The organism is Streptomyces chryseus (assembly GCF_014650755.1).
GTDB lineage: Bacteria > Actinomycetota > Actinomycetes > Streptomycetales > Streptomycetaceae > Streptomyces > Streptomyces chryseus.
In genome coordinates this window covers 62,690-87,438 of the sequence record NZ_BMVO01000016.1, presented here as the reverse complement: position 1 = coordinate 87,438, position 24,749 = coordinate 62,690, and the positions used below count along the sequence as shown (strand labels likewise).

At 69.7% G+C, this 24,749-nt stretch carries 23 protein-coding genes, 1 tRNA gene and 2 pseudogenes; 12 read left to right on the top strand and 14 right to left on the bottom strand.

Features of this window, described 5'->3' with window-relative positions; genetic code table 11:
- Positions 1-14 precede the first annotated feature (14 nt).
- From IE185_RS22490 to IE185_RS22470, 5 genes are all read left to right on the top strand, one after another.
- Positions 15-713, top strand: a complete 699-nt coding sequence (locus IE185_RS22490; protein ID WP_189715858.1) for a class E sortase — start codon at positions 15-17, stop codon at positions 711-713.
- A gap of 58 nt (positions 714-771) precedes the next feature.
- Complete coding sequence (locus IE185_RS22485; protein ID WP_167519138.1) at positions 772-948, top strand: hypothetical protein; 177 nt, start codon at positions 772-774, stop codon at positions 946-948.
- Complete coding sequence (locus IE185_RS22480; protein WP_138899485.1) at positions 945-1,583, top strand: aminodeoxychorismate/anthranilate synthase component II; 639 nt, start codon at positions 945-947, stop codon at positions 1,581-1,583. The genes IE185_RS22485 and IE185_RS22480 overlap by 4 nt, the downstream gene beginning before the upstream one ends.
- Before the next feature lie 242 nt (positions 1,584-1,825).
- Positions 1,826-3,121 (top strand): class E sortase, encoded by a 1,296-nt coding sequence (locus IE185_RS22475; RefSeq protein WP_444545113.1) that lies wholly within the window; start codon positions 1,826-1,828, stop codon positions 3,119-3,121.
- A 46-nt stretch (positions 3,122-3,167) separates the two neighbouring features.
- Positions 3,168-3,911, top strand: coding sequence for a class E sortase (locus tag IE185_RS22470; RefSeq protein ID WP_189715842.1), 744 nt, complete (start codon positions 3,168-3,170; stop codon positions 3,909-3,911).
- A gap of 166 nt (positions 3,912-4,077) precedes the next feature.
- Here IE185_RS22470 and IE185_RS22465 read toward each other — a convergent pair whose 3' ends face one another.
- Positions 4,078-5,406: a VanZ family protein gene (locus IE185_RS22465; RefSeq protein WP_138896284.1), complete on the bottom strand. Its 1,329-nt coding sequence runs from the start codon at positions 5,404-5,406 to the stop codon at positions 4,078-4,080.
- Positions 5,407-5,485: 79 nt separating this feature from the next.
- Entirely contained in the window at positions 5,486-6,094 is a 609-nt protein-coding gene (locus tag IE185_RS22460; protein WP_170198323.1) for a hypothetical protein, read from the bottom strand.
- Between the two features lie 57 nt (positions 6,095-6,151).
- Between IE185_RS22460 and IE185_RS34110 the strand changes: the two are divergent.
- Both IE185_RS34110 and IE185_RS34105 read left to right on the top strand, forming a co-directional pair.
- A pseudogene (locus IE185_RS34110) lies at positions 6,152-6,498 on the top strand (transposase); the annotation flags it as partial.
- 2 nt (positions 6,499-6,500) lie between these two features.
- Positions 6,501-6,680 (top strand): annotated as a pseudogene (locus tag IE185_RS34105) (IS5/IS1182 family transposase); the annotation flags it as partial.
- Between the two features lie 385 nt (positions 6,681-7,065).
- Here IE185_RS34105 and pknB read toward each other — a convergent pair.
- The 6 genes from pknB to IE185_RS22425 all read right to left on the bottom strand — a co-directional run bounded on the left by pknB (position 7,066) and on the right by IE185_RS22425 (position 15,240).
- The gene (pknB, locus tag IE185_RS22450; protein ID WP_138896282.1) at positions 7,066-9,105 is read right to left on the bottom strand and encodes a Stk1 family PASTA domain-containing Ser/Thr kinase; all 2,040 of its coding nucleotides are present in this window, start codon (positions 9,103-9,105) and stop codon (positions 7,066-7,068) included.
- Positions 9,106-9,272: 167 nt separating this feature from the next.
- Positions 9,273-10,733, bottom strand: a complete 1,461-nt coding sequence (locus IE185_RS22445) for a peptidoglycan D,D-transpeptidase FtsI family protein (RefSeq protein WP_138896281.1) — start codon at positions 10,731-10,733, stop codon at positions 9,273-9,275.
- On the bottom strand, positions 10,730-12,130 hold the full coding sequence (locus tag IE185_RS22440) for an FtsW/RodA/SpoVE family cell cycle protein (RefSeq protein WP_138896280.1): 1,401 nt from the start codon (positions 12,128-12,130) through the stop codon (positions 10,730-10,732). The genes IE185_RS22445 and IE185_RS22440 overlap by 4 nt, the downstream gene beginning before the upstream one ends.
- 23 nt (positions 12,131-12,153) lie before the next feature.
- The gene (locus IE185_RS22435; protein WP_138896279.1) at positions 12,154-13,707 is read right to left on the bottom strand and encodes a Stp1/IreP family PP2C-type Ser/Thr phosphatase; all 1,554 of its coding nucleotides are present in this window, start codon (positions 13,705-13,707) and stop codon (positions 12,154-12,156) included.
- Between the two features lie 128 nt (positions 13,708-13,835).
- Complete coding sequence (locus tag IE185_RS22430) at positions 13,836-14,345, bottom strand: FHA domain-containing protein FhaB/FipA (RefSeq protein ID WP_138896278.1); 510 nt, start codon at positions 14,343-14,345, stop codon at positions 13,836-13,838.
- Positions 14,346-14,355: 10 nt separating this feature from the next.
- Positions 14,356-15,240, bottom strand: coding sequence for an FHA domain-containing protein (locus tag IE185_RS22425; protein ID WP_189715840.1), 885 nt, complete (start codon positions 15,238-15,240; stop codon positions 14,356-14,358).
- Positions 15,241-15,619: 379 nt separating this feature from the next.
- On the opposite strand from IE185_RS22425, the gene IE185_RS22420 reads away from it, so the two are divergent.
- The 5 genes from IE185_RS22420 to IE185_RS22400 all read left to right on the top strand — a co-directional run bounded on the left by IE185_RS22420 (position 15,620) and on the right by IE185_RS22400 (position 19,663).
- Positions 15,620-15,702, top strand: a tRNA-Leu gene (locus IE185_RS22420).
- Between the two features lie 259 nt (positions 15,703-15,961).
- Complete coding sequence (locus tag IE185_RS22415; RefSeq protein ID WP_189715838.1) at positions 15,962-16,711, top strand: hypothetical protein; 750 nt, start codon at positions 15,962-15,964, stop codon at positions 16,709-16,711.
- Positions 16,712-16,765: 54 nt separating this feature from the next.
- On the top strand, positions 16,766-18,184 hold the full coding sequence (locus tag IE185_RS22410; RefSeq protein WP_138899036.1) for a DUF2252 domain-containing protein: 1,419 nt from the start codon (positions 16,766-16,768) through the stop codon (positions 18,182-18,184).
- Between the two features lie 106 nt (positions 18,185-18,290).
- Entirely contained in the window at positions 18,291-19,229 is a 939-nt protein-coding gene (locus IE185_RS22405; protein WP_138899035.1) for a J domain-containing protein, read from the top strand.
- Between the two features lie 89 nt (positions 19,230-19,318).
- The gene (locus IE185_RS22400) at positions 19,319-19,663 is read left to right on the top strand and encodes a rhodanese-like domain-containing protein (RefSeq protein ID WP_138904719.1); all 345 of its coding nucleotides are present in this window, start codon (positions 19,319-19,321) and stop codon (positions 19,661-19,663) included.
- An 83-nt stretch (positions 19,664-19,746) separates the two neighbouring features.
- On the opposite strand, the gene IE185_RS22395 is transcribed toward IE185_RS22400, so the two are convergent.
- The 6 genes from IE185_RS22395 to paaA form a co-directional block, all read right to left on the bottom strand.
- Positions 19,747-20,916 (bottom strand): acyl-CoA dehydrogenase family protein, encoded by a 1,170-nt coding sequence (locus IE185_RS22395; RefSeq protein ID WP_189715856.1) that lies wholly within the window; start codon positions 20,914-20,916, stop codon positions 19,747-19,749.
- Positions 20,917-21,111: 195 nt separating this feature from the next.
- Positions 21,112-22,197 carry a 2Fe-2S iron-sulfur cluster-binding protein gene (locus IE185_RS22390; RefSeq protein ID WP_138898040.1) on the bottom strand — a complete coding sequence of 362 codons (1,086 nt, stop codon included), beginning with the start codon at positions 22,195-22,197 and terminating at the stop codon, positions 21,112-21,114.
- A complete protein-coding gene (gene paaD, locus IE185_RS22385) occupies positions 22,198-22,695 on the bottom strand; it encodes a 1,2-phenylacetyl-CoA epoxidase subunit PaaD (RefSeq protein WP_138898041.1) in 498 nt (165 codons plus the stop codon).
- The gene (gene paaC, locus IE185_RS22380) at positions 22,689-23,414 is read right to left on the bottom strand and encodes a 1,2-phenylacetyl-CoA epoxidase subunit PaaC (RefSeq protein WP_138898042.1); all 726 of its coding nucleotides are present in this window, start codon (positions 23,412-23,414) and stop codon (positions 22,689-22,691) included. The genes paaD and paaC overlap by 7 nt, the downstream gene beginning before the upstream one ends.
- Positions 23,411-23,698, bottom strand: a complete 288-nt coding sequence (gene paaB, locus IE185_RS22375) for a 1,2-phenylacetyl-CoA epoxidase subunit PaaB (RefSeq protein ID WP_138898043.1) — start codon at positions 23,696-23,698, stop codon at positions 23,411-23,413. Before paaB ends, paaC begins: the two co-directional genes overlap by 4 nt.
- Positions 23,695-24,684 (bottom strand): 1,2-phenylacetyl-CoA epoxidase subunit PaaA, encoded by a 990-nt coding sequence (paaA, locus tag IE185_RS22370; protein ID WP_138898044.1) that lies wholly within the window; start codon positions 24,682-24,684, stop codon positions 23,695-23,697. Before paaA ends, paaB begins: the two co-directional genes overlap by 4 nt.
- Between the last annotated feature and the right edge of the window lie 65 nt (positions 24,685-24,749).

Genomic DNA, 24,749 nt, shown 5'->3' with positions numbered 1-24,749 from the left:
GGCCGTCGGCCGGGATGTCGGTGCGCCTGATCGTCCGGACGTTCAGCGAGCTGTGCCTCACCGTCGGCAGCGTGATCGTGCTGTTCGTCGTGTACGTGATGTTCTGGACCGGGATCAAGGCCGCCGACGCGAGCGACGGGCAGATCGACAGGCTCCAGGACAGCTGGGCCCGCGGCCCCGTGCGGCCCGCCGCTCCCGACCCCGCCGGTCCCGAGCAGGCCCCGCCCGCCCCGGCGGCGTACGCGCCGGGCCGGCCCTTCGCCGTGATGTACGTGCCGCGATTCGGCAGGGACTGGGACTGGCCCGTGCTGGAGGGCACGCGGACCGGGACGTTGAAGAAGGGGCTCGGCCACTACGCGGGGACCGCGCGGCCCGGCGAGACGGGGAACTTCTCCGTCGCCGGCCATCGTCGTACCCACGGCGACCCCTTCAAGGACTTCCCCAGGCTGCGGCCCGGCGACGCGGTGGTGCTGACGGACGGGACGACCTGGTTCACGTACCGCGTCGAGAACAGGCCGTACCGGACCGTCCCGGGCGACGTCGGGGTGATCGACGCCGTTCCCCGCAAGGCCGGTTTCGACGGCCCCGGGCGCTACCTGACGCTGACGACCTGCGAGCCGGAGTGGGGCAGCAGCCACCGGCTGGTCGTGTGGGCGCATCTCGACGCCACCCAGCCCGTGGAGGACGGCCGGCCGCGCGCATTGAGCGGCTGACCCACGAGCCCCCGCCGTCGCCCTTTACTCTGGGTTTCGACCGAACGGAAGGGACAGCATGTACGGCTGGATCTGGCGGCATCTGCCGGGCAACGTAGGGGTGCGGGCGTTGATCTCGCTCGTACTGGTCCTGGCGGTCGTCTACGCACTGTTCCAGTACGTCTTCCCGTGGGCGGAGCCGCTGCTCCCGTTCAACGATGTGACGGTCGACGGGGAAGGAGGGGCTCGCCAGTGAGCGCACGGATCCTGGTGGTCGACAACTACGACAGCTTCGTCTTCAACCTCGTCCAGTACCTCTACCAGCTCGGCGCCGAGTGCGAGGTGCTGCGCAACGACGAGGTGGCGCTGAGCCACGCCCAGGACGGCTTCGACGGCGTGCTGCTGTCGCCGGGCCCCGGCACCCCCGAACAGGCGGGCGTCTGCGTCGACATGGTGCGGCACTGCGCGTCGACCGGCGTGCCGGTCTTCGGCGTCTGCCTGGGCATGCAGTCGATGGCGGTGGCGTACGGCGGTGTCGTCGGCCGCGCGCCCGAGCTGCTGCACGGCAAGACGTCCCCCGTGACGCACACGGGCGCCGGCGTCTTCGCCGGGCTGCCCTCGCCCTTCACGGCGACGCGCTACCACTCGCTGGCGGCCGAACCCGAGGCGCTGCCCGCCGAGCTGGAGGTCACCGCACGGACGGCCGACGGGATCATCATGGGGCTGCGCCACCGGGACCTGGCGGTCGAGGGCGTGCAGTTCCACCCCGAGTCGGTACTGACGGAACACGGGCACCTGATGCTGGCCAACTGGCTTGCGCGGTGCGGGTATCCGGGAGCGGTCGAGCGGGCGGCCGGGCTCGCGCCGGTGGTGGGCAAGGCCGTCGCGTGACGGCGCTCCGCCCCGAACACGACGCCGGCCGGGAAGCCTCGTACGAGCAGGGCGCGTACGGGGCGGCGGGCGCGTTCGAGGCGGCGGTGGACCAGCTCGCGGATCCGCTGAACGATCCGCTGCCGGGGCAGGAGCGGCCGGGAGCGGAAACGGCTCCCGGGGCCACCCCGGAGGGGGCCTCGCCGTGGTTCCGGTCGTCGACGGTGCCGCAGGGGCAGACGCAGGGTCCGGGCGCGCAGGCAGTGGGGTACGGACAGCGGCCGTACGAGCCACTGCGGCAGCCGGGCCCGGCTGTGCCGGGACAGCACGCGGCCGGACAGCAGGTGCCCCGACAGGCCGCGCCTCAACAGGCCGCACCCGGGCAGCACGTGCCCCCACAGGCCGCGCCCCGACAACCCCCGCAGCACCTGCCGGGGCAGCCCGGAGCCGTGCGGCCCGCCCAGGAGGCCGTACAAGCGGCCCAGCAGCCTCTCCGGCGGCCTCAGGAGCCGTACGGCGGCCAGGGCCGTCCCGGGGCCGGGTACGGCGGCCGAACGCCCGCCCCGGCCCCCGCCCCGGCCCCCGAGCCGACACCCGCACCCGTGCCCGCGTCCGTACCCACTCCCGTGTACGACGACGAGACGTACGACGACGAGACCGTCGCCCTGCGGACGGACGACACCCGGCGAATAGCGGCCGCCGGCCCTCAGCAAGGCACGCGGTCCGGCCCGCCGCCCGTGACCGGCGGCCGCGCGGAGCGCCGCAGGGCCGCCAAGGGCAGGGGGAGCCGTGGCAAGGGCCCCGAGCGGAAGGCCGGGAGCGCGGCGGAGGCGGCCCCTGAAGCGCCGCTCTCCCGGGTGGAGGCCAGGCGCGCCGCCCGCGCCGCCAAGGACAGCCCGGCGGTCGTCGCCAGTCGCTTCTTCGGCGAGATGTTCATCTCGCTGGGCGTGCTGATGCTGCTGTTCGTGACGTACCAGCTGTGGTGGACGAACGTCCGCGCCGATCTGTTCGCCGGCAAGGAGGCGGACAAGATCCAGGAGGGCTGGGCGAACGGGCGGGGGCCCGGGGCGTTCGAACCGGGCCAGGGCTTCGCCATCATGCACATTCCCAAGCTGGACGTCGTCGTCCCGATCGCCGAGGGCATCGACAAGAAGCGGGTCCTCGACAACGGCATGGTGGGCCACTACGCGGAGGGCGAGCTCAAGACGGCGATGCCGTCGGACAAGCAGGGGAACTTCGCGGTCGCGGGCCACCGGAACACGCACGGTGAGCCGTTCCGGTACATCAACCAGCTGGAACCGGGCGATCCGATCGTCGTCGAGACGCAGGACACGTACTACACGTACGAGATGGCGAGCATCCTGCCGCAGACCGCGCCCTCCAACGTGAGCGTGATCCGTCCGGTGCCGCCGGGTTCCGGCTTCACGCGGCCCGGCAGGTACATCACGCTGACGACGTGCACGCCTGAATTCACGAGTACGTACCGAATGATCGTGTGGGGCAAGATGGTCGACGAACGGCCGCGCAGTAAGGGGCAACCCGACGCGCTCGTCGGCTGACAACGAGCCGGCCGGACGGCAGAGACTCAGGACGGGGACGGGTGCGGTGGCAGCCAGGACGACCGAGCAGGACGAGCAGACCGGCACGCCCGTGCCCGCGTCCGCACCCGCGGGCGGGGCGAGGAAGCGTGGGCGTGTCGCGGGCACGGTGAGCCTCTTCGGCGAGCTGTTGATCACGGCGGGCCTGATCCTCGGCCTGTTCGTCGTCTACTCGCTGTGGTGGACGAACGTGCTCGCCGACCGCGACGCGGACCAGCAGGGCAATGAGGTGCGCGACCGGTGGGCGGGCGGGCCCGGGGCCCTCGACACCAAGGACGGCATCGGCTTCCTTCACGTACCCGCGATGAAGAACGGCGAGGTGCTGGTCAGGAAGGGCACCAACGCCAAGGATCTGAACCGGGGTGTCGCCGGTTACTACACGGACCCGGTCAAGTCGGCGCTGCCGGCCGACAAGAAGGGCAACTTCTCGCTGGCGGCGCACCGGGACGGGCACGGCGCGAAGTTCCACAACATCGACAAGCTCAAGGACGGCGACGCGATCGTCTTCGAGACGAAGGACACCTGGTACGTGTACAAGGTGTACGCGAAGCTCCCCGAGACGTCGAAGTACAACGTGGACGTCCTGAAGCCGGTCCCGAAGGAGTCGGGCAAGAAGAAGCCGGGCCGCTACATCACGCTCACCACGTGCACGCCGGTCTACACGTCGAAGCACCGGTACGTCGTGTGGGGCGAGCTGGAGCGTACGGAGAAGGTGGACCGACACCGCACACCGCCGGCGGAACTCGGCTAGCGTTGTCCGCACACGAGCCGGGCCCGAAGCCGCAACTTCGACTTGCGACTTCGGGCCTTTCGTGGTCTTCCGACAGGGTTGGGCTTGGAACTCCGCCCGCGCGCTACAGCAGCCCTCGGGTGAACACGGGCGGATCCTTTCCGCCGATGTGTGCGGGGTCGAGGGCTCACGGTGCAGCCGACGCTTGGCCCTCTTCGAGCGGCTTTCCCGTCACTGCGTCGACAGCGAGGGTTGGTCCTTCCTTGTTTCCGACTCCGGTGGGAAAGAGCCAAACAACTTGCCATTCCTTGCCGGTGTCGCTGCGTGCGATCGCCAGACCGTCGCCGATCTGGGTGACCTCGCTGGGGAGTCCCGGGCTCTTCCGGAGATTAGATTTTGCCTGCGCCTCGGTGAGCTTCGGTTTGGGCAGTTCATCCGGGTCAGCCAGGTCACGGACCAGAAGATCGCTGACCTGGCCCTTCAAGTCGATGGCAATATCCAACCGCATGGGCATCAATATCCCGTTCACTACCTTGCGCCACGAGAAGGCCCAACCCAGTCGTCCATCGGCGATGGCGTAGCTTTCCACTTTCGATCCCTTCAAGGCGAACGGGTAGCGTTCAGCAACATAACGCCGAGCTATTCCTCGCGCATCCGTTTCTTTCGCAGGTGGCTTTACTTCGCCGCCCACAGGGAACGAGCCGACGTCGGCAGGTTGGATGCCTTTCTGGTACGAGACGAGGCTGACATTGAATTCGCGTTGCTTGGGCCAGGACAGATGGGCCATTCCTCCCTTCAAGCCGACGTACACGATGTGGGCAGTGGGATCGTAGGAGATCTTGCCAATCTTGTAGTGGTCACCGAAGGCCTGGCGTACATGGGTACGGGCAGCTTTCCGCATATCAGGCGTGACGTACTGGATGCTGCTGTCGTTGACCGCCGGGGTGACCCACAGGGCGACCGTGGTGGCGTTCAGGGCGAATGCCGCGCTGATGACCCAAACTACGGATCGCGGGTGGTGGCGGAAGCTGACCGGTGCCGACTGACTGATATGCACGGTTGCCCACGCCGCCAGCATCCCGAGAAGCGCACCAGCCGTGCTGGCTACGAAGTCGCTGGCCTCACATGTTTGTGCGAGGGGCGGCACCATTGCCTGTGCCACTTCGACGGTGGCGGAAAGCGCCGATGCCCCGGCGGTAACTGCCACTGGGCGCCGGCTTGCAAGTAGACCGAAAAACCCCACAGCAAGGAAGAGTACGGCGTTCAGAAGGCCCTGGTCGCTGAGGAACGCCCCGGTCGGCTGCCAATTGAAGGTGCAGGTGCGCAGGGCGGTTCTGCTAGAGCCGGAGAACGCCAAACACGGGACGCCGACGAGACTGGCCAAAAGGAGGGCGCTGGATCGGGGGTAGGGGAGGCGGCTGCGACCGAAGAAGTAAGTGATGCCCGCAGCCAGGAGACACAGTGCGACCGATACCGCAGCGAGCGTATGCTGGTCAACGAAGAAGGCTTTTAGCATGGCAACTTTCGAGCAGAAGCTGAAGCGCCTCTCCCCCTCGGTTCTGGGGGGGGGAGAGGCGTAGATCGAACGGCTCAGATCAACACTTGCCGGTGAATGGCGTTTTGTAGACAGTGCCGCCCGACTCCATCAGGCCCTGTGTGTTTCGGCAGTTAGCCAGGTTGTTGTTGAAGTTCTTGCTCCACTTGCTCGTCCCGGAAGACTGGTTGCCCCATGCGCCCCACTGCGTGCTCTGACCAGTGAAGGGTCCACTGGATCCGAGACGACGGGAAATCGAGCCACCGCCACTCTTGTAGTAGTCAGTAACGACGCGCATCGTGTAGTTGCTGCCGTTGAGGTAGATGTGGTGGCCAAGAATCCCGTTGGACAGCTTCGTGCAGGTGTTCTGCTTGTCGATGTAACCACTGTCGGGGCAGCTGGTGTAGGCCTGCGCCGGGGTAGCGGCGAGCAGGCTTCCGCCGACGACCAGCGTGGCGAGTGCGCCAACAGCACGTGTCTTACGCCCAGCAACTGAAAAGCTCACGATTCTCCCGTTTGGTTGAGACTCGAACTGCCTGCATTCGCAGAGACGTTCGATGATGTGAACCAAGGTATGACGGGGATAAATCAAGAAACAAGCTATTTGATCTTGTTGTCCGAAAATCGCAAATGGCTGACTTCCGACCACTGGGCCTGTGGTGATGTGCATGTCCGGCGTTCGCGTACTGCCTTCAGAATTGGCTCGTTCGGTAGGCTGTCGGTCGGGGTGGGGATCGTTGAGCGGCTGGTGCTGGATGAGTTGTGGGAGCTGTTCCAGAGGGTGGTGCCGGAGGCGCCGTCGCGGTCTCAGGGCGGTGGCCGGCGCCGACATGGTGACCGGGAGGTGTTGGCAGCGATCGTGTTCGTGGCAACGTCAGACTGCCCGGGGCGGCAATTGCCTTCCGCGTCGTTCGGGCCGTCGGGGGCGACGGCTCATCGGCGATTTGCCGATTGGACGAAGGCCAGGGTGTGGGCGAAGCTACACCGCTTAGTCCTCGATGAGCTTGGTCTCCGTGTGAGTTGGGCTGGTCCCGCTGTGCGATCGAGTCGGTGAACATGCGGGCCCTGAAAGGGGCGGATACGACCACGACATCTATCGGCGCCGCCTGCGCGAGCGCGGCATCACACCGAACATCGCCCGACGCGGCCAGCCACATGGCTCGGGCCTGGGCAAGGTCCGATGGGTCGCCGAATCCGCTATCGCCTGGCTCCACGGCCCCCGGCGCCTACGAATCCGTTGGGAAGTACGCGACGACACTTCCTCCAGCTCGCACATGGCATGAGCCTCGCCCGCGCAAAACCCAGCTTTCTGAAAGCACCCCTAAGAGCAATACCACTGACTTAACGTGACCCGCGAGTCGCTGACCTGCAACGATGTAGCGGTTGGCGTGCCTTGGTAGGCAGCAAAGTCACCGGCATTGCCCCTAAGAGACCTTCAGGCGTGCACCGATCAGGTGGGCTACGCTGAGGCACCTTATCGCCCCGGCGGAGTGTAACGTCGCAGCACCACTAGATCCGCTCTGCCACCACAAACATGTCAACGTCGGTAAAACCGACGGATGACGGAGTGATCAACTGCTGCACCGCCGACCGGACCCTGAGTTCAGTGTCCGACGGCGGCGCACCAGCGGTATGCCGGGGTCAGTCGCTCTCGCCGTTGCGGCCGAACGCGCCGCCGAAGAGGCCGCCGGCGTCGTTGCCGCCGTTGTTGCCGCCGTTGTTGCCTCCGTTGTCTCCGCCGCCGTCACCGCCGCCGCCGGCGGTGGTGAGGTTGACCGCGGTGCCCTTGGGGACCTGCTGGCCGACCGCGGGCTGGGGGAGGACGACGATGGCGTCGTCGTCCTGCGGGCCCGTGATCGTGCCGACGGTCAGTTCGGCGTCCTCGATCGCCTTGCGGGCGTCCTTGAGCTTCTGGCCGGTCACGGCCGGCACCGCGACCTGCTCCGGCTGGGCCGGGGCCTTCGCGACGGTCAGGGTGACGGTGCCGCCCTTGTCGGTCTGGCTGTTGCCCACCGGGTCCTGCTTGATGACCGTGCCCGGGGCCTCGGTCGATTCCTCTTCGGCGCGCGAGACCTGGAAGCCGAGGTCGGTGAGCTGCTTGCTGGCCGCCTCGAAGGGCTGGCCGACCACGGGCGGGACATCGGCCTTGGTGGACTTGGCGATGGACAGGGTGATCGTCTCGCCCTTCTCCGCCTTCGTGCCGCCCTCGGGGTCCTGGTCGATGACCGTGCCGACGGTCTTCTCGGACTCGACCTGCTTGGTGTCGACCTCGAAGCCCTTGGCCTCCAGGTTCTGCGTCGCCCGGTCCTTGGACTGCTCGGTCACGTCGGGGACCTCGACCTTCGGGGCGCCCGTGGAGACGACGACCGTGACGGTCGAGCCCTCCTTGACCTCCTGGCCGCTGTCCGGGGACTGGCTGCAGATCTTGCCCTGCGGCTGGTCCTCGCACTCCTTGCGGTCCCCGACCTTCACGGTGAGGTCGGCGTTCGTGCCGAGTTCCTTCGCTTCGGCGAGCGTCTCGCCGACCAGGGGCGGCACGGTGCGGTTGTCCTTGTCGGAGTCGCCGCCGAAGAGGGCTCTGCCGATCAGGATCGCGCCGACGAGGACGAGGACGCCCGCGAGGACGAGCAGGATCGTCGAGGTGTTCTTCTTCTGCTGCCTGCGGCGGTCCGGGCGGTCGTCGTAGCCGTAGCCGCCGTCGTCGGGGTTGACCGGCGGCAGCATTGACGTCGGTGCGCCGCCGCCGTCGGCCGAGCGCAGCGCCGTGGTGGGCTGGTCGTCGCCGTGGCCGCCGTAGCCGCCGTATCCGACCGAGCCGAGGGCCGAGGTGGCCGCGACGGGCTGGCCGTCGAGGCAGGCCTCGATGTCGGCGCGCATCTCGTCGGCGGACTGGTAGCGGTAGTCGGGGTCCTTGACCAGCGCCTTCAGGACGATGGCGTCCATCTCGGGCGTGATCTCGGGGTCGAAGTTCGACGGCGGCTGCGGCTCTTCCCGTACGTGCTGGTAGGCGACCGCGACCGGGGAGTCTCCGATGAACGGCGGCCGTACGGTGAGCAGCTCGTAGAGCAGGCAGCCGGTGGAGTAGAGGTCGGAGCGGGCGTCGACCTGCTCGCCCTTGGCCTGCTCCGGGGAGAGGTACTGGGCGGTGCCGATGACCGCGGCGGTCTGCGTCATGGTCATGCCGGAGTCGCCCATGGCGCGGGCGATGCCGAAGTCCATGACCTTGACCTGGCCGGTGCGCGTCAGCATGACGTTCGCCGGCTTGATGTCGCGGTGGACGATCTGGGCGCGGTGCGAGTACTCGAGCGCCTGGAGGATGCCCACGGTCATTTCCAGGGTGCGCTCGGGCAGCAGCTTGCGGCCGGAGTGCAGCAGCTCACGCAGGGTCGACCCGTCGACGTACTCCATCACGATGTACGGGATGGAGACGTTGTCGACGTAGTCCTCGCCGGTGTCGTAGACCGCGACGATCGCCGGATGGTTCAGCGAGGCCGCCGACTGGGCCTCGCGGCGGAACCGGGCCTGGAAGGACGGGTCGCGGGCGAGATCCACCCGCAGCGTCTTCACGGCGACGGTGCGGCCGAGCCGGGTGTCGTGCGCGATGTAGACCTCGGCCATGCCACCACGGCCGAGCACCGAGCCCAGCTCGTACCGGCCGCCGAGGCGACGCGGCTCTTCCATAGCTAATCCAGCCCTCTCCGTCTGTCCCGACCGCACCTGTGTGTGGTCCGGCGGTGTGCTGTCGCGCATACGGTACCGGGCGGGCCGTATCAGGTCCGCCCGTGACTGCCGGCCGAGACCCGACCGGTGCCGCGACGTGGGCGTACGCGGCCGTCAGGTGACCGGCGTCACTTCTGCCTGTCGAGCACCGCCCGCATCACGTCCTTCGCGATGGGGGCCGCGAGGCCGCCGCCGGAGATGTCCTCGCGGTTCGCGGCGTCGTCCTCGACGACGACGGCGACCGCGACGGGCGAGCCCTTGTCGGTCTTGGCGTACGAGATGAACCAGGCGTACGGCTTCTCGCTGTTGTCGACGCCGTGCTGGGCGGTGCCGGTCTTGCCGCCGACGGTGACGCCGGGGATCTTGGACCGGGTACCGGTGCCCTCGTTGACGACCGTCTCCATCATTTCCTGGAGCTTCTGGGCGTTCTCCGGGGAGAGCGGGGTGCTCATCTCCTCGGGGCTCGTCTTCTCGAGGACGTCCAGGTTGGGGTCGGTGAGCCGGTCGATCATGTACGGCTTCATCAGCTTGCCGTCATTGGCGATGGCGGCGGTCACCATGGCCATCTGGAGCGGGGTGGCGGCGGTGTTGAACTGGCCGATGGAGGAGAGGGCCGTCTGGGCCTTGTCCATGTCCTTGGCGAAGACGCTCGCGTTGGAGCGGACGGGCACGAACTGCTGCTCGTTGAAGCCGAACTTCTCCGCGGTCTCCAGCATCTTGTCGTTGTCGAGGTCGGCGCCGATCTTGCCGAAGACGGTGTTGCAGGACCACTGGAGGGCGACCCGGAGGCTGGCGTTCTTGCAGGGGTGGTCGCCGTCGTTCACCAGGTTCTTGGTGGACAGCGGCAGTCGCCACGGCAGCGGCGAGTCGGTCTTGTCGTCGATGTCCTCGTACAGGCCGTGCTCCAGGGCGGCGGCCGCGGTGATGACCTTGAAGGTGGAGCCGGGCGGGTACGTCTCGCGCAGGGCGCGGTTCGTCATCGGCTTGTCCGGGTCCTTCTCGTACTTCTGCCAGTTCTTGACATCTTCCTCGGTGTTGCCCGCGACCTTCGAGGGATCGTACGAGGGGGTGCTGGCCAGGGCGAGGATCGCGCCCGTCTGGGGGGCGATCGCCGCGACGGCGCCCTTTCGGCCGCCCAGCCCCTTGAAGGCGGCGCGCTGGGCGGCGCCGTTCAAGGTGGTGACGACGTTACCGCCTTGCTTCTTGTCACCGGTGAACATCGAGAGCGTGCGGTCGAAGAAGAGGCGGTCGTCGGTGCCAGTGAGGATGTCGTCCTCGAGGGACTCGATCTGGTTGGAGCCCATCCGCTGAGACGTGAAGCCGGTGACCGGCGCCCACATCGGGCCGTCCTTGTACGTCCGCTGGAACTTGAAGTCGCCGCTCTTGGACTCCTTGGACCCGGTGACCGCCTTGCCGTCGACGACGATGTCGCCCCGCTTGTGGGCATAGCGCTCGATCATCACGCGGCGGTTGTTCTCGTTCTTCGCGAGATCGTCGGCCTTGACGTACTGGATCCAGTTGACGCGTACGAGCAAAGCGAGAACGAGAAGGCCGCAGAAGATCGCGACGCGACGCAGGGGCTTGTTCACGGGCGGACCACCTGGGTCATTTCGGCATCAGGGGAGGGTGCGGGTACGGGGGCGGGCCGACGAGCCGTGTCGCTGATGCGCAGAAGAATGCCGATCAGCGCCCAGTTGGCGATGACGGAGGAACCGCCTGCCGCGATGAAGGGCATAGTCATACCGGTCAGTGGAATCAGCCCCATGACACCGCCGGCGACGACGAAGACCTGGATGGCGAAGGCCCCGGAAAGGCCGATCGCGAGTAGCTTCCCGAAAGGGTCGCGAGCGGCGAGTGCCGTGCGTACACCGCGCTCGATGACCAGGCCATAGAGGAGCAGCATCGCCATGAGGCCTGTGAGCCCCAGCTCTTCGCCGACCGTTGCGAGAATGAAGTCGGAGTTTGCGGCGAACCCGATCAGATCGGAGTCGCCCTGGCCGAGCCCTGTGCCGAACATTCCGCCGGAGCCGAAGGCCATCAGCGACTTGGCGATCTGTTCACTGGCTGCCAGCTTGCCGTAACCGGCGAAGGGGTCGAGCCAGGCATCGACGCGCTGCTGGACATGTGGTTCGAAGGTGGCGACACCGACCGCGCCGGCCGCAGACATCAGGAGGCCGAAGACGATCCAGCTCGTGCGCTCGGTGGCGACGTACAACATCACTACGAATAGGCCGAAAAACAGCAACGAGGTGCCGAGGTCGGTCTCGAAAACCAGGATCAGGATTGACAGAGCCCAAATGACGAGGATCGGTCCCAGGTCGCGACCGCGGGGCAAGTACATGCCCATGAAGCGGCGGCTGGCGAGTGCGAGCGCGTCACGCTTGACCATCAGGTAGCCGGAGAAGAACACCGCGATAATGATCTTGGCGAACTCGCCGGGCTGGAGGGTGCCGACGCCGGGAATGTTGATCCAGATCCTGGCGCCATTCACGGCGGGGAAAAACATGGGCAGAACGAGCAGGATCAGTGCCACGACCATGGAGATGTAGGTGTAGCGCTGGAGGATGCGGTGATCCTTCAACAGCATGAGTACGCCTACCAGCAGGGCGACGCCGACTGCCGAGAAGATCAACTGTTTCGTGGCTGCAGGGGCGAAGGTCTCCAGCGCCTGGAACCGCTTCGACTGGTCGAGCCGCCAGATCAGTGCGAGGCCGATCCCGTTGAGAAGGGTCGCGAGAGGCAGCAACAGCGGGTCGGCGTACGCGGCGAACTTGCGCACGGCCAAGTGTCCGACGCCTGCGAGCAGGGTCAGGCCGAGGCCGTACCCCAGCATGCCGGACGGCAGTTCGCCGTTGAGGGCCAAGCCTACATTGCCATACGCGAAGACGGCGATGACGACGGCGAAGATCAGTAGGAGCAGCTCGGTGTTGCGCCGGCTCGGCGCTTCGATCGCGCCGATGGTGGTCGTGTTGGTGACAACGCTCATGGTTGGTAAGGCCCCCTACGGCTTTACGGCTTACCGCACTGCGAGACCAGCTTCTGCTCTTCCTCGGAGAGGCTGGGGCCAGGAGTGGGCGTAGCTGTAGCCGTCGGAATCTTGTGGGTCTCGATGGTCTGGGTCGTGGCGCCGGAACCGGTCGTGCCGCCCGCCTCGCCCTCGCCCGTACGCGCGTCGTTCTCTCGCTCCGCCTTTTCGCGCTCCGCCTTCTCGCGCGCCGCGTTCTCGCGCTCGATCCTGCGGCGCTCCTCGTCCTTCTTGCACGCGGAGGCCTGGGTGCCGAGTTCGGTGACCTTCTCCCGCGCGTCGGCGAGGCTGCCCTCGGTGATGGTCGCCTCGACCTGCTTCTGCTGGTAGGGCGGGAGGTACTTGAGTTCGATCTCGGGGTGGTCCTTCTCGACCTTCGAGAGGGAGACCCAGGCGAGGTCCTGGCTGATGCCCCGGTAGAGCGCGACGTGCTTCTCGTTGGCGCCGACGTAGTACTGGGTCTGGGTCCAGCGGTATCCGCCGTACAGACCGCCGCCGACGACGGCGAGCGCGAGCACGATGTAGAACGATCTCTTCAGCCACTTGCGCCCGGTGCGCGGCTTGGTGAAGTCCTCGTCGCTGTACGCGCCGAAGGCTCCGTCGGGGGCCGCTCCGTAACCGCCGTTGTCACCGCTGCCGGGAGGGCCGAAGGCGCCGCCCGGTGCGGGCTGCGGAGGCACGGGCCGGCCGAGGCCCGCCGCGCGGCCCGCGGGGGTCTGCATGGCACCGCCGTCGTGCGCCTGGAGCTGGTTCTCGGCGACCGCGCCGACCACGACCGGGGTGTCGTTGAGCTGCCCGGCCAGGGTGTCGTTGCCGTCGACGTCCAGGACGTCCGCGACGATGCAGGTGATGTTGTCGGGGCCGCCGCCGCGCAGCGCGAGCTGGATGAGCTCCTGCACGGTCTCCTGGGGGCCGTGGTAGCTGGCGAGCGTCTCCTCCATCGTCTGGTGGGAGACGACGCCGGACAGTCCGTCGGAGCAGATCAGGTAGCGGTCGCCGGCCCGGACCTCGCGGATGGAGAGGTCGGGCTCCACGTGGTCGCCGCTGCCCAGCGCGCGCATCAGCAGGGAGCGCTGCGGGTGGGTGGTGGCCTCCTCCTCGGTGATGCGGCCCTCGTCGACGAGGCGCTGCACCCAGGTGTGGTCCTGCGTGATCTGGGTCAGGACGCCGTCGCGCAGGAGGTACGCCCGTGAGTCGCCCACGTGCACGAGGCCGAGGCGCTGACCGGTCCACAGCAGGGCGGTGAGCGTGGTGCCCATGCCCTCCAGCTGGGGGTCCTCCTCGACCATCATGCGCAGCTGGTCATTGGCACGCTGCACGGCGGTGCCGAGCGAGGTGAGGATGTCCGAGCCGGGTACGTCGTCGTCGAGGGTGACCAGGGTCGAGATGACCTCGGAGCTGGCCACCTCGCCGGCGGCCTGTCCTCCCATGCCGTCGGCGATGGCGAGAAGGCGGGGGCCGGCGTAACCGGAGTCCTCGTTGCCTTCCCGGATCATGCCTTTGTGCGATCCGGCGGCGAAGCGCAGTGACAGACTCATGCGCACCTCGCCCGTCGGCTCCGGGTACATCCGCACGGTGCCCACCCTCCGGTCGGGAGCCTTCGGTGATCCGCTGTCGGGACCGCCGCGGCTCGCTCGCTCCGCTCGCGCTCAATCATGACGTGGCACTACTTCCGCAGCTCGATGACGGTCTTGCCGATGCGGATCGGCGCGCCCAGCGGAATGGGGGTCGGGGTGGTGAGTCGGGTCCGGTCGAGATACGTGCCGTTGGTGGACCCGAGATCCTCGACGATCCACTGGCCGTCACGGTCCGGGTAGATCCTGGCATGACGGCTGGACGCGTAGTCGTCGTCCAGCACGATCGTCGAATCGTGCGCCCGTCCCAGCGTGACGGTCTGCCCCTGGAGGGCCACCGTCGTACCGGTGAGCGTGCCTTCGGACACCACCAGCTTGGTGGGGGCGCCGCGGCGCTGGCGCTGCTGCGGCGGCGCCGCAGCCTGTTGCTGGCGTCCGGTCTGCTGCGGCCTGGCGTCGGCGGACGCGGTGCGGCGTGAGCCGCGCTGCGTGACCCGCGTACCGAACAGATCGCTGCGGATGACCTGGACGGCCACAATCACAAACAGCCACAGAACAGCCAGGAAACCTAGCCGCATGACCGTCAGGGTCAGCTCTGACATTGCCCCCGCTTCACCCTTCGGCTTGCCGATAAACGATGGTCGTGCTGCCCACGACGATCCGCGAGCCGTCGCGGAGCGTAGCGCGGGTGGTGTGCTGTCCGTCTACCACGATGCCGTTGGTAGACCCGAGATCCTGGATCGTCGGGGGCGTTCCGGTCCGGATCTCACAGTGCCGGCGCGATACGCCGGGGTCGTCGATCCGCACGTCTGCTTCGGTGCTGCGGCCCAGCACCAGCGTCGGGCGGGACATCTGATGGCGTGTGCCATTGATCTCGATCCAGCGCCGCGTCTGCGCGCCCGGCATCGGGCCGGGTCCCGCGCCCGCCGGTCTGCCGGACACGGCGGCCGGTCCGCCGGGCCGTGCGCCGTGGGACGGCGACGACGGCGGCGGGGCCGCGGGCATGGGGGGCGCTCCGGGGGCGGCCGACGGCGGGTAGCCGTAGCCGCCGCCGCGGGGGGCGGCGGGTGCGGGGGCCTGGCGGCCGGACGCGGCGCTCTGCGGCGGGCCGGCCTGCGACGTGCTGGAGGCGAGGGTGCGGCTGCGTACGCGGTAGAGACCGGTGTCGAGGTCGTCGGCCTTCTCCAGGTGGACCTTGATGGGGCCCATGAAGGTGTAGCGCTGCTGCTTCGCGTAGTCGCGGACCAGGCCGGAGAGCTCGTCGCCGAGCTGGCCGGAGTACGGGCTGAGGCGCTCGTAGTCCGGGGTGGAGAGCTCGACGATGAAGTCGTTGGGGACGACGGTCCGCTCGCGGTTCCAGATCGTGGCGTTGTTGTCGCACTCGCGCTGGAGGGCGCCGGCGATCTCGACGGGCTGGACCTCGGACTTGAACACCTTGGCGAAGGTGCCGTTGACCAGACCTTCGAGACGCTGCTCGAAACGCTTCAGGACTCCCATGGGGCACCTCCTCCGTCGTTGTCGTCCTGGTACTGCTTACTGATCGTATCCACGCGTCGGGAAATCGGCTGGTTCCCCTTGTCTGCACAGTGGATGAGTGTCACCTCTCACAGGGATCGTAGAGGTGGCCTGCTGACAGTGTCCCGCACCCCGGGGACACTCTGGAGGAGTGGGTGAGGGGCGGCGGCGTTCCTTCGGCGTTCCCGTCGTCGTTCGCGTCCCGCGTCCTCCTCGTTCTGCCGCCTCGTTCTCCCTCTCGTTCCCCTCCTCGGGTCCCCCCGAACAACGGGTGTGAATCCACCCTGACCACCGTGCTAATCTTCTGCATGTCGTCAGGCGCTCGCACAAACCAGTGAGAGATTCGAACGGCACCACTCATGCGCGAGTGGCGGAACGGCAGACGCGCTGGCTTCAGGTGCCAGTGTCCTTAGGGACGTGGGGGTTCAAATCCCCCCTCGCGCACTTAGAGAAACCGACGAAACGGGTCTCGGCAGGTGACGGAAGTCGCCCGCGGAGGCCCGTTTCGCGTTGTCCGGGCCAGGTCCGCGCGACGGTGGCCGGCCCGCTCGCCATGGCCGCGTAGTGCGGGCCAGGAGAAGGGGGCGCGGGCGCTGAGGGGCGTGCCGGTTCTGGCGCTGGCCGCCTTCTGTCTGCGGTACGGGGTGGTGGGGAACCTGCTCGCGATCGGGCTCGCGGCCGTTCTGGCGTACGGGCCGCGCGCGTGGGCGGCCCGGGGGCGGCGGCTGTGGGGGCGGCCGCGGTGCTGGTGGCCGGGCTCGTACCGCATCTGGTGCACGCCGTACGCGAGACCGGGTCGCCGCTCGGGATGGTGCTGTCGGCGACTTCGCAGGCCAGCCGCGCGTACGTGGGGGACGGGCTCGTCCACTGCCTGGCGGTCTTTCCGTACCGGCCGGCGGGGGACCTCGGCGCGGTGGTGATGGCCGCCGGGCTGTGGGAGGCCGGGGCGGCGGCGCTTCGGGTCCGCCGGGCGCGGGGCGGTGGGCCGGGTGTGCGGGAGGCGGACCGGCGGCGGGCGATCCTGGGGATGGCCGCGGTGCTGGTTCTCGTGATCCTCGGTAGGGCGACGGACGGGGAGCCGCGGTTCGTCTACCTCGCGGTCGTCCTGCTCACCGTCCTCGGGGTGCGGGCGCCGGCGGAGCTGGCGGGCCCCGGTGTGGAGCGCGCCCGTACTGCCCTGACGGCAGCGCTGGCCGGTCTGACGGTGCTGGGGACGACGCAGGTGGTGGCGCACGGCGCGATGCCCGGGCCGACGCGGCTGGCCTGGTCGACGGTGCCGGTCGCCCGGGAGATCGGGGCGGCGGCGGGATGCGGGGTCGCGGGCGTGGGTCGCGGGCGTGCCTGGCTCGGTGGGGTGGTTCTCTCGGTGGGGTGGTGCTGTGGCGGGGTCCCCCGGGTTGTCCACAGGGGGAGACGGTTGTCGGGGGGCGGCGGTACGGTCGTGAGCAGTTGATGTTGGCGGCCGGAGGCCGGCGACGGTGTCGGCGAGGCGGGGAGGCGGCGCACCATGACCGAGAACGAGACGGTGCGGTCCGGACGGATCCCGGAGGTGCCCGGGTTCGCGCCGTGCGAGGCGGGCGTGTCCGGCGAGTCGCCGAAGGCCCAGGGCAAGGCGCTGCGGTCGCGGGTGCCCAGGGCGTCGCACGATTCGCTGGTCCTCGCCGTGCAGCGGCCCGACGCGGTGCGCGCGGTCGAGGAGTCGAGCCGCGGCCGGGTTCCCGAGCTGACACCGCTGCGGGTCGGGCGCATGGCCGCCTCCCCCTTCGCTTTCCTGCGCGGCTCGGCCGGGCTCATGGCGCACGACCTGGTGGGCACGCCGGTCACCGGGGTCGGCGCGCAGATCTGCGGAGACGCGCACGGGGCCAACTTCGGTCTGTACGGAGATGCGCGCGGCCGCCTGGTCATCGACCTGAACGACTTCGACGAGACCGTCGTCGGACCGTGGGAGTGGGACGTCAAGCGGCTGGCGACGTCACTGGTCCTGGCGGGGCGCCAGACCGGGGCCGACGAGGACGTATGCCACCAAGCGGCGTTCGACACGGTCGGGGCGTACCGGCGGACGATGCGGCTGCTGGCCAGGATGCCGGTGCTGGACGCGTGGAACGCGATCGCCGACGAGGAGCTCGTCTCGCACACCGACGCGCGGGATCTGCTCGGCACGCTGGAGCGGGTTTCGGAGAAGGCCCGTAACAACACCAGTGCGCGCTTCGCCGCGAAGGCCACGGCCGAGGGGCCCGGTGGGACGCGGCGCTTCGTGGACGCGCCGCCGGTGCTCCGGCGGGTGCCGGACCGGGAGGCTGCCGCGGTCGCCTCGGCGCTGGGCGGTTATCTCAAGACGCTGCCCGAGGACCGGCTGCCGCTGCTCGCCCGTTACGCGATCCACGACGTGGCGTTCCGGGTCGTCGGTACCGGCAGCGTGGGTACGCGGTCGTACGTGGTGCTGCTGCTCGACCACCTCGGTCAGCCGCTGGTGCTCCAGGTGAAGGAGGCGCGGGCCTCGGCGCTGACGCCGTACCTGCCGCTGGCCGGCTTCCAGGTGCCGGCGGTTGGGCACGAGGGGCGCCGGGTGGTGCTCGGGCAGAAGCGGATGCAGGTGGTCAGCGACAACCTGTTGGGCTGGGCGGAGGTGGACGGGCGGCCGTACCAGGTGCGTCAGTTCCGCAACCGCAAGGGCAGCGTGGATCCGGCGGCGCTCGGGCCCGGCGAGCTCGACGACTACGGGCGCATGACCGGGGCGCTGCTGGCGCGGGCGCACGCGCACAGCGTCGACCCCCGGCTGGTCGCCGGGTACTGCGGGAAGAACGAAGAGTTCGACGCGGCGGTGGCGCGTTTCGCGGTGGCGTACGCGGACCGTACGGAAGCGGATCACGGTGATCTGGTGGCGGCGGTCAAGGACGGGCGCATAGCCGCCGAGCCCGGGGTGTAGGGCGCGAGGTCGAGGTGCCCCTCGCGGGCTTCGTGCGGGGTCGGTGTGGCGTGGGGGTCTGCGGGGGTGTGAGCGCGGGTGCCCCGCTCGCCCGTACGCTGGTCGGGTGACTCAGGAAGCTCCCGGGGAGCCGACGACCCGGAACGACGACGCGCAGCACCCGCACGCGGCCGGTCAGGAGACCGGGCGCGCCACCGGGCCCACGGCCGACCATGACGCCGCCGGCCGGCAGGCCGCCGGTGGTGACCAGGAACCGGCCCGGGAGGCCGCCGCGGAGCGGCCGGAGGCGCGGCTGGAGAAGGCCGTGCGCGCCGCCGAGCAGGCGCTGATCGAGTTCGAGATCGCGGTGGAGACCTTCCGGGTCGAGGTGGAGAACTTTTCCCGGCTCCATCACCAGAAGCTCGGCCCGATGTACGCGCGCCTCGACGAACTGGACGCCTGCATCGCGGAGGCCAAGGCCGCCCGCACGGGCGATCCGGAGGACCGGCGCAAGGCGGACGAGGCGCGGGCGATCGTCATGCCGATGCCCGGCGTCGAAGAGCTGTTCCACGACTGGATGGACTCCGACGGCCTTTCGCCCGAGGCGTCGGCGATGCTCACCGGGCAGACCGTGCAGCCGCCGAAGCGGGTCAGGCCCACCGAGGAGGCCCGCAAGCTCTACCGCGAGCTGGCCCGCAAGGCGCACCCCGACCTCGCGCAGGACGAGACCGAGCGCAGCCGCAGGGACGAGTTCATCACGCGGGTCAACGCCGCGTACGGGCGCGGTGACGTGGACCAGCTGCGTGCGCTCGCGGAGGAGTGGGCGGCCGGGCCCGAGCCCAAGGAGCTGCAGCCGGAGCGTGACGAGCTCTACGCCCGGCTGGAGTGGCTCTCCCAGCGCAAGGAGCTGCTGTCGGTCATCGCCCAGGAGCTGGAGGAGAGCGCCATCGGGTCCATGCTGCGGATGGCGCCCGAGGATCCGGACCGGTTGCTGGAGGAGATCGCCGAGCAACTGCTCGCGCGGGTCTCCGAGCGCGAGGCCGAGCTGGCCAGACTGGTGCAGTAGGTTGCCGACGAGAGATCGCCGGACGAGGCCCCGCTGTGACGAGCACACTGAGTACACACACGGTGTTTGTACGAGAGAAGGCATGACCCATGAATTTCGCCCCACTCCCCTCCGTCGCCGCCGCCGCGGTCCCGGCCGACGGCTTCGTGCTGGACGTACGGGAGAACGACGAGTGGGCGGCCGGTCACGTCGAGGGGGCCCTGCACATCCCGATGAGCGACTTCGTGGCCCGCTTCGGTGAGCTGACCGAAGCGGCCGAGGACGGGCAGCGGGTCCACGTGATGTGCCGCGTCGGCGGCCGTTCCGCGCAGGTCACGCAGTACCTGGTGCAGCAGGGCCTGGACGCGGTCAACGTCGACGGCGGGATGCTCGCCTGGGACGGTGCGGGACGCCCCATGGTCACCGACAACGGCAGCCCGGCCTTCGTCCTCTGACCACCCCTCCGCCGGCGGTCCGCGCTCCGGTCTCCGGGGGGCCGGCCTCCCTGGGCGGGGCCGCGACCGTCGTCGGCGCCGGTTCAGCGGAGGGGGTGGGCGGCCAGCAGGTCGCCCAGTGCCTCTTCGTGCGCGGCGGCAGGGCCGAGTGACAGCTCGATCTGCTTGGCCCACGCGTGGTAGCGGTGCAGGGGATAGTCGGTGTCCGCGCCGAAGCCGCCGTGCAGATGCTGCGCGGTCTGCACGACACGGCGTACGCCGTCGGACGCCCAGATCTTCGCCACCGCCACGTCGCCCGACACCGGCAGCGCGCCCGGCGAGCGCGTGGCCAGCCGCCAGGCGGCCTGCCAGAGGGTCACTTCCATCGCGCGAAGATCGATGTAGCGGTCGGCGGCCTGTACGGCCACCGCCTGGAAGGTGGCGACGGGGAAGCCGAACTGCTCGCGCTTTCCCGTGTATTCGCTCGTCATGGCCAGTACGCGCTCACCCAGCCCCAGCGCCAGTGCGCACGTTCCGGTGGTGAGGAGATCGCGCAGCCACTCCCAGGCACCCTCGGCGTCGATCACCTCGTGGTCGCCGACCCGCACGGCGTCGAGGCGGACCTCGGCGAAGCGCTCGCCGTTGGTGGAGACCTGGTCGGCCAGGGTGACACCCGGGTGGTCGCGGGGGACCAGCGCGACCACGGCGCGGGCCGTCCCCGCCTGCTGGTCCGCGTGCGGGTCCGTGTGCGGGTCCGTGTGGGCGGGCACGGCGATCCGGTCCGCGCTCTGCGCCCACGGCACGCCCGTCTGGACCCCGTCGAGCAGCCAGGAACCGCCCTGCCGCCGCGCGGTGACGGCGAGCTCGGCCGGGTCGTGACCGGTGCGGCCGTTGGCGGCGGCCGTCAGCACCAGCTCGCCGCGGCCTGCCCGCGGCAGGATCTCCGCGGCCAACTCCGGGCTGCCGTAGGCCTGTACGGTCATCGCGACCGCGCTGTGCTCCAGAAGCGGCACCCGGGCGAGCACCTTCGCGGACTCGCGCAGCACGAGGCACAGCGCGATGGGGTCGAGGCCCGCCCCGCCGTGTTCGGCGGCCAGGACCAGGCTCAGCAGATCGGACCCGGCGAGCCCGGCCCACAGCGGCCGGTCGAAGTCGTCGGCCACCGCGCCCGGTGTCAGCGCGGGGCTCGGCACCCGGTCGGGCGCGACGCCCGAGAAGACCGCCTTCGCCGCTTCGACGGCCGCCTGCTGCTCCTCGGTGAAGGTGAAGTCCACGTCCTTGCCCTCCCGCGCCCCGGAAACCGCGCACATCCGACGTCCGTCATCTGACGGAGCGTCAAGATAGAACACGTTCCTGAAAAAGAACACAGCCCGGGAAGGAAGGGGCGCGGAAGCAGCCTGGCCCAGCACGCAGCCTGGCCCAGCACGGGGCGGCCGGCCCCGGAAAGCGGGCTCGGTGGAAGCCGGGCCTCAGCGGTCGAAGTCCAGCTCCACTTCCGCCGTCGCCGCGTGCGACTGGCAGGCCAGGACGTAGCCCGCTTCGGTCTCCTCCGGTTCCAGCGCGTAGTTGCGGTCCATCCGCACCTCGCCGGAGACCAGGAAGGCACGGCAGGTGCCGCAGACTCCGCCCTTGCAGGCGTAGGGGGCGTCCGCGCGGCTGCGCAGCACCGTCTCCAGCAGCGACTCGCCGTCCAGTACCGGCCAGTTGCCCGACCGGCCGTCGAGCGTGGCGGTGAGGGTGCTGCTCGCCGGGGCCGTCACCGGGCCGCTCGTCACCGTGGCCGTGCCGTCGTCGACGTGGAAGATCTCCTCGTGGATGCGCTTCCTCGCCACCCCGAGGGCGCGCAGCGCCCGCTCGGCCCCCTGCACGAGCCCGAAAGGCCCGCACAGGTACCAGCCGTCCACGTCCGCCACCGGCAGCAGCGCGGGCAGCAGTTCGGTCAGCCGCTCCTCGTCGAGCCGGCCGGACGGCAGACCCGCCTGCTGTTCCTCCCGCGACAGCGCGGTGACCAGCTGGAACCGGTCCGGGTAGCGGTCCTTGAGGTCGGCCACCTCTTCCAGGAACATCGTGGAGGCCGCCGTGCGGTCGCTGCGGACGAGACAGAAACTGGCGTCGGGCTCCCGCGCGAGCAGCGTGCCCGCCATCGAGAGCACCGGCGTGATGCCGCTGCCGCCGACCACGGCCGCGAAACGGCCCGGCCGTGGCTCCAGGACGAAGCGGCCCGCCGGCGCCATCGCCTCGACCGTGTCGCCGGCGCTCAGTTCCTTGAGGGCGTACGTCGAGAAGTCGCCGCCGTCGACGAGCCTGATGCCCACCCGCAGCACCGGCTCCAGCGGTGCTGCGGTGGCCGGGGCGCAGATCGAGTACGTACGGCGGATCTCCTCGCCGGCCACCACGCGGCGCAGCGCTATGTGCTGGCCGGGCGCGTGCCGGAAGGTCTCGCGGAGCTCGGGCGGCACGGTGAGGGTGACGGCCACGGAGTCGTCGGTGAGCCGCTCGACCTCGCGGACCCGGAGCGGATGGAACCCGGCCCGTCCGGCGTCTGAGGACAGCATCTACAACTCCTTGAAGTGGTCGAACGGTTCGCGGCAGGAGACGCAGCGGCGCAGCGCCTTGCACGCGGTGGAGGAGAACCGGCTGAGCAGTTCGGTGTCCGTGGAGCCGCAGTGCGGGCAGCGCACCGACAGTGTGAGGGGTACGGGGCCGCCGTCGGCGGGCTGCGGGCGCGGCGGGGCTATACCGAACTCCGCCAGCTTGCGGCGGCCCTCGGCGCTGATGTCGTCCGTCGACCAGGCCGGGGACAGCACGGTGCGCACCGAGACCTCCGGTACGCCGTGGTCGTGCAGCGCGCGTTCGATGTCCGAGGACATCGCCTCGATCGCCGGGCACCCGGTGTACGTCGGGGTCAGCTCGACCTCGACCCGGCCGGGCCCGAAGACGTGGACGGCGCGCAGGACGCCGAGCTCCTCCAGGGTCAGGACCGGCAGCTCGGGGTCGGGGACCGCGCCCGCGACCCTGCGCAGCTCGGCCTCCAGGTGCGTCTCGGTCACCATGTCGCCCCCGGGTGGCTGCGGTGCAGGTGCTGCATCTCGGCGATCATCCGCCCGAACGGTTCCGTGTGCAGGCCCTGGCGGCCGGCTCCGGCCGTCCAGGCGCCGCCGCGCGGCCCCTCGGGCACGATGAGCGTCGCCCGCTGAAGCACCGCGCCGACCGACTCCCGCCAGGCGTTCTCCAGCTTCTGCCAGTCGGCGTCGACGCCCTCGACGGGCTGGAACATCTCGCCGGTGAAGCGCCACAGCGCGTCGCAGCCCCGCTGCATCCGCTCGTGGCTCTCCGGCGTGCCGTCGCCGAGGCGCAGCGTCCAGTGCTCGGCGTGGTCCCGGTGGTAAGCGACCTCCTTGACCGCTTTCGCCGCCAGGGGCGCGAACTCGCCGTCCCCGGCCGCCAGCTGTCCGTACAGCAGCTCCTGGTAGGTGGAGAAGTAGAGCTGGCGCGCGATGGTCTGCGCGAAGTCGCCGTTCGGCTGCTCGACGAGCTGGAGGTTGCGAAAGGCCCGTTCCTCGCGGAGGTACGCCAGCTCGTCCTCGTCGCCGACGAGGGAGAGCAGGACGCGGGCCTGCCCCAGCAGGTCCAGTGCGATGTTCGCGAGGGCCACTTCCTCTTCCAGCACGGGGGCGTGGCCCGCCCACTCCCCCAGCCGGTGCGAGAGAACCAGCGCGTCGTCGCCGAGGGCGAGGGCCGCGGGTGCGGCGGTCGCCGGTACGCGGTTCACAGGTGCCGCACCCCTTCGGGGATCTCGTAGAACGTGGGGTGCCGGTAGGGCTTGTCGGCGGCCGGCTCGAAGAAGGGGTCCTTCTCGTCCGGTGAGGAGGCCGTGATCGCCGTGGACGGGACGACCCACAGCGAGACGCCCTCGGACCTGCGGGTGTAGAGGTCGCGGGCGTTGCGCAGGGCCATCTCGGCGTCCGGTGCGTGGAGGCTGCCGGCGTGGGTGTGGGACAGTCCGCGGCGCGAGCGCACGAACACCTCCCAGAGCGGCCAGTCGGAGTGGGTCATGCTGCTGCCTTCCCGTGCTTCGCGGCGTACGCGCTCGCCGCCTCCCGGACCCAGGCGCCTTCTTCGTGCGCCGTGCGCCGCTGTGAGATCCGCTGCTCGTTGCAGGGACCGTTGCCCTTCAGTACGTCCCAGAACTCGTCCCAGTCGATCGCGCCGAAGTCGTAGTGCCCGCGCACCTCGTTCCACCGCAGGTCCGGGTCGGGCAGGGTGAGCCCGAGCGCCTCGGCCTGCGGGACGGCGATGTCGACGAAGCGCTGGCGCAGCTCGTCGTTGGAGTGGCGCTTGATCTTCCAGGTCATGGACTGGGCCGAATGGGCCGACTCGTCGTCCGGCGGGCCGAACATCATCAGCGACGGCCACCACCAGCGGTCCACCGCGTCCTGCGCCATCGCGTGCTGCTCGGGTGTTCCGTTGCTGAGGTGGAGCAGCAGCTCGTACCCCTGGCGCTGGTGGAAGGACTCCTCCTTGCAGATCCGGACCATCGCGCGGGCGTACGGTCCGTAGGAGCAGCGGCACAGCGGCACCTGGTTGGTGATCGCGGCGCCGTCCACCAGCCAGCCGATGGCGCCGACGTCGGCCCAGGTCAGCGTGGGGTAGTTGAAGATCGACGAGTACTTCTGGCGGCCCGAGTGGAGCTTGTCGAGGAGCTCTTCGCGTCCGGTGCCCAGGGTCTCGGCGGCGCTGTAGAGGTACAGCCCGTGTCCCGCCTCGTCCTGCACCTTGGCCATCAGGATCGCCTTGCGGCGCAGCGAGGGCGCGCGCGTGATCCAGTTGGCCTCCGGCTGCATGCCGATGATCTCCGAGTGGGCGTGCTGGGCCATCTGGCGGACCAGCGAGGCCCGGTAGGCGTCCGGCATCCAGTCCCGGGGCTCGATGCGCTCGTCCGCCGCCACCGCGGCGTCGAACGCCGCCTCGTGGGCGGCCGTGCGCTCCGCCTCCGCGGCCTGCGCCTCAGCCGTCGTGCGGTGCGCAGCTGCTGTAGCCATCCGAGCCCCCTGCCGTCTCTGCCGGTGTCGTCCTTGCCGGCGTCCCGACCGACCGATCGTTCGGT

Bases quoted from the DNA above. Each gene is read 5' to 3' on its own strand.
- IE185_RS22490 (WP_189715858.1), top strand. From the start codon at position 15: ATGTCGGTGCGCCTGATCGTCCGGACGTTCAGCGAGCTGTGCCTCACC.
- IE185_RS22485 (WP_167519138.1), top strand. From the start codon at position 772: ATGTACGGCTGGATCTGGCGGCATCTGCCGGGCAACGTAGGGGTGCGG.
- IE185_RS22465 (WP_138896284.1), bottom strand. From the start codon at position 5,406: ATGCTAAAAGCCTTCTTCGTTGACCAGCATACGCTCGCTGCGGTATCG.
- IE185_RS22460 (WP_170198323.1), bottom strand. From the start codon at position 6,094: ATGCACATCACCACAGGCCCAGTGGTCGGAAGTCAGCCATTTGCGATT.
- pknB (WP_138896282.1), bottom strand. From the start codon at position 9,105: ATGGAAGAGCCGCGTCGCCTCGGCGGCCGGTACGAGCTGGGCTCGGTG.
- IE185_RS22440 (WP_138896280.1), bottom strand. From the start codon at position 12,130: ATGAGCGTTGTCACCAACACGACCACCATCGGCGCGATCGAAGCGCCG.
- IE185_RS22435 (WP_138896279.1), bottom strand. From the start codon at position 13,707: ATGAGTCTGTCACTGCGCTTCGCCGCCGGATCGCACAAAGGCATGATC.
- IE185_RS22430 (WP_138896278.1), bottom strand. From the start codon at position 14,345: ATGTCAGAGCTGACCCTGACGGTCATGCGGCTAGGTTTCCTGGCTGTT.
- IE185_RS22425 (WP_189715840.1), bottom strand. From the start codon at position 15,240: ATGGGAGTCCTGAAGCGTTTCGAGCAGCGTCTCGAAGGTCTGGTCAAC.
- IE185_RS22410 (WP_138899036.1), top strand. From the start codon at position 16,766: ATGACCGAGAACGAGACGGTGCGGTCCGGACGGATCCCGGAGGTGCCC.
- IE185_RS22400 (WP_138904719.1), top strand. From the start codon at position 19,319: ATGAATTTCGCCCCACTCCCCTCCGTCGCCGCCGCCGCGGTCCCGGCC.
- IE185_RS22390 (WP_138898040.1), bottom strand. From the start codon at position 22,197: ATGCTGTCCTCAGACGCCGGACGGGCCGGGTTCCATCCGCTCCGGGTC.
- paaD (WP_138898041.1), bottom strand. From the start codon at position 22,695: ATGGTGACCGAGACGCACCTGGAGGCCGAGCTGCGCAGGGTCGCGGGC.
- paaB (WP_138898043.1), bottom strand. From the start codon at position 23,698: ATGACCCACTCCGACTGGCCGCTCTGGGAGGTGTTCGTGCGCTCGCGC.
- paaA (WP_138898044.1), bottom strand. From the start codon at position 24,684: ATGGCTACAGCAGCTGCGCACCGCACGACGGCTGAGGCGCAGGCCGCG.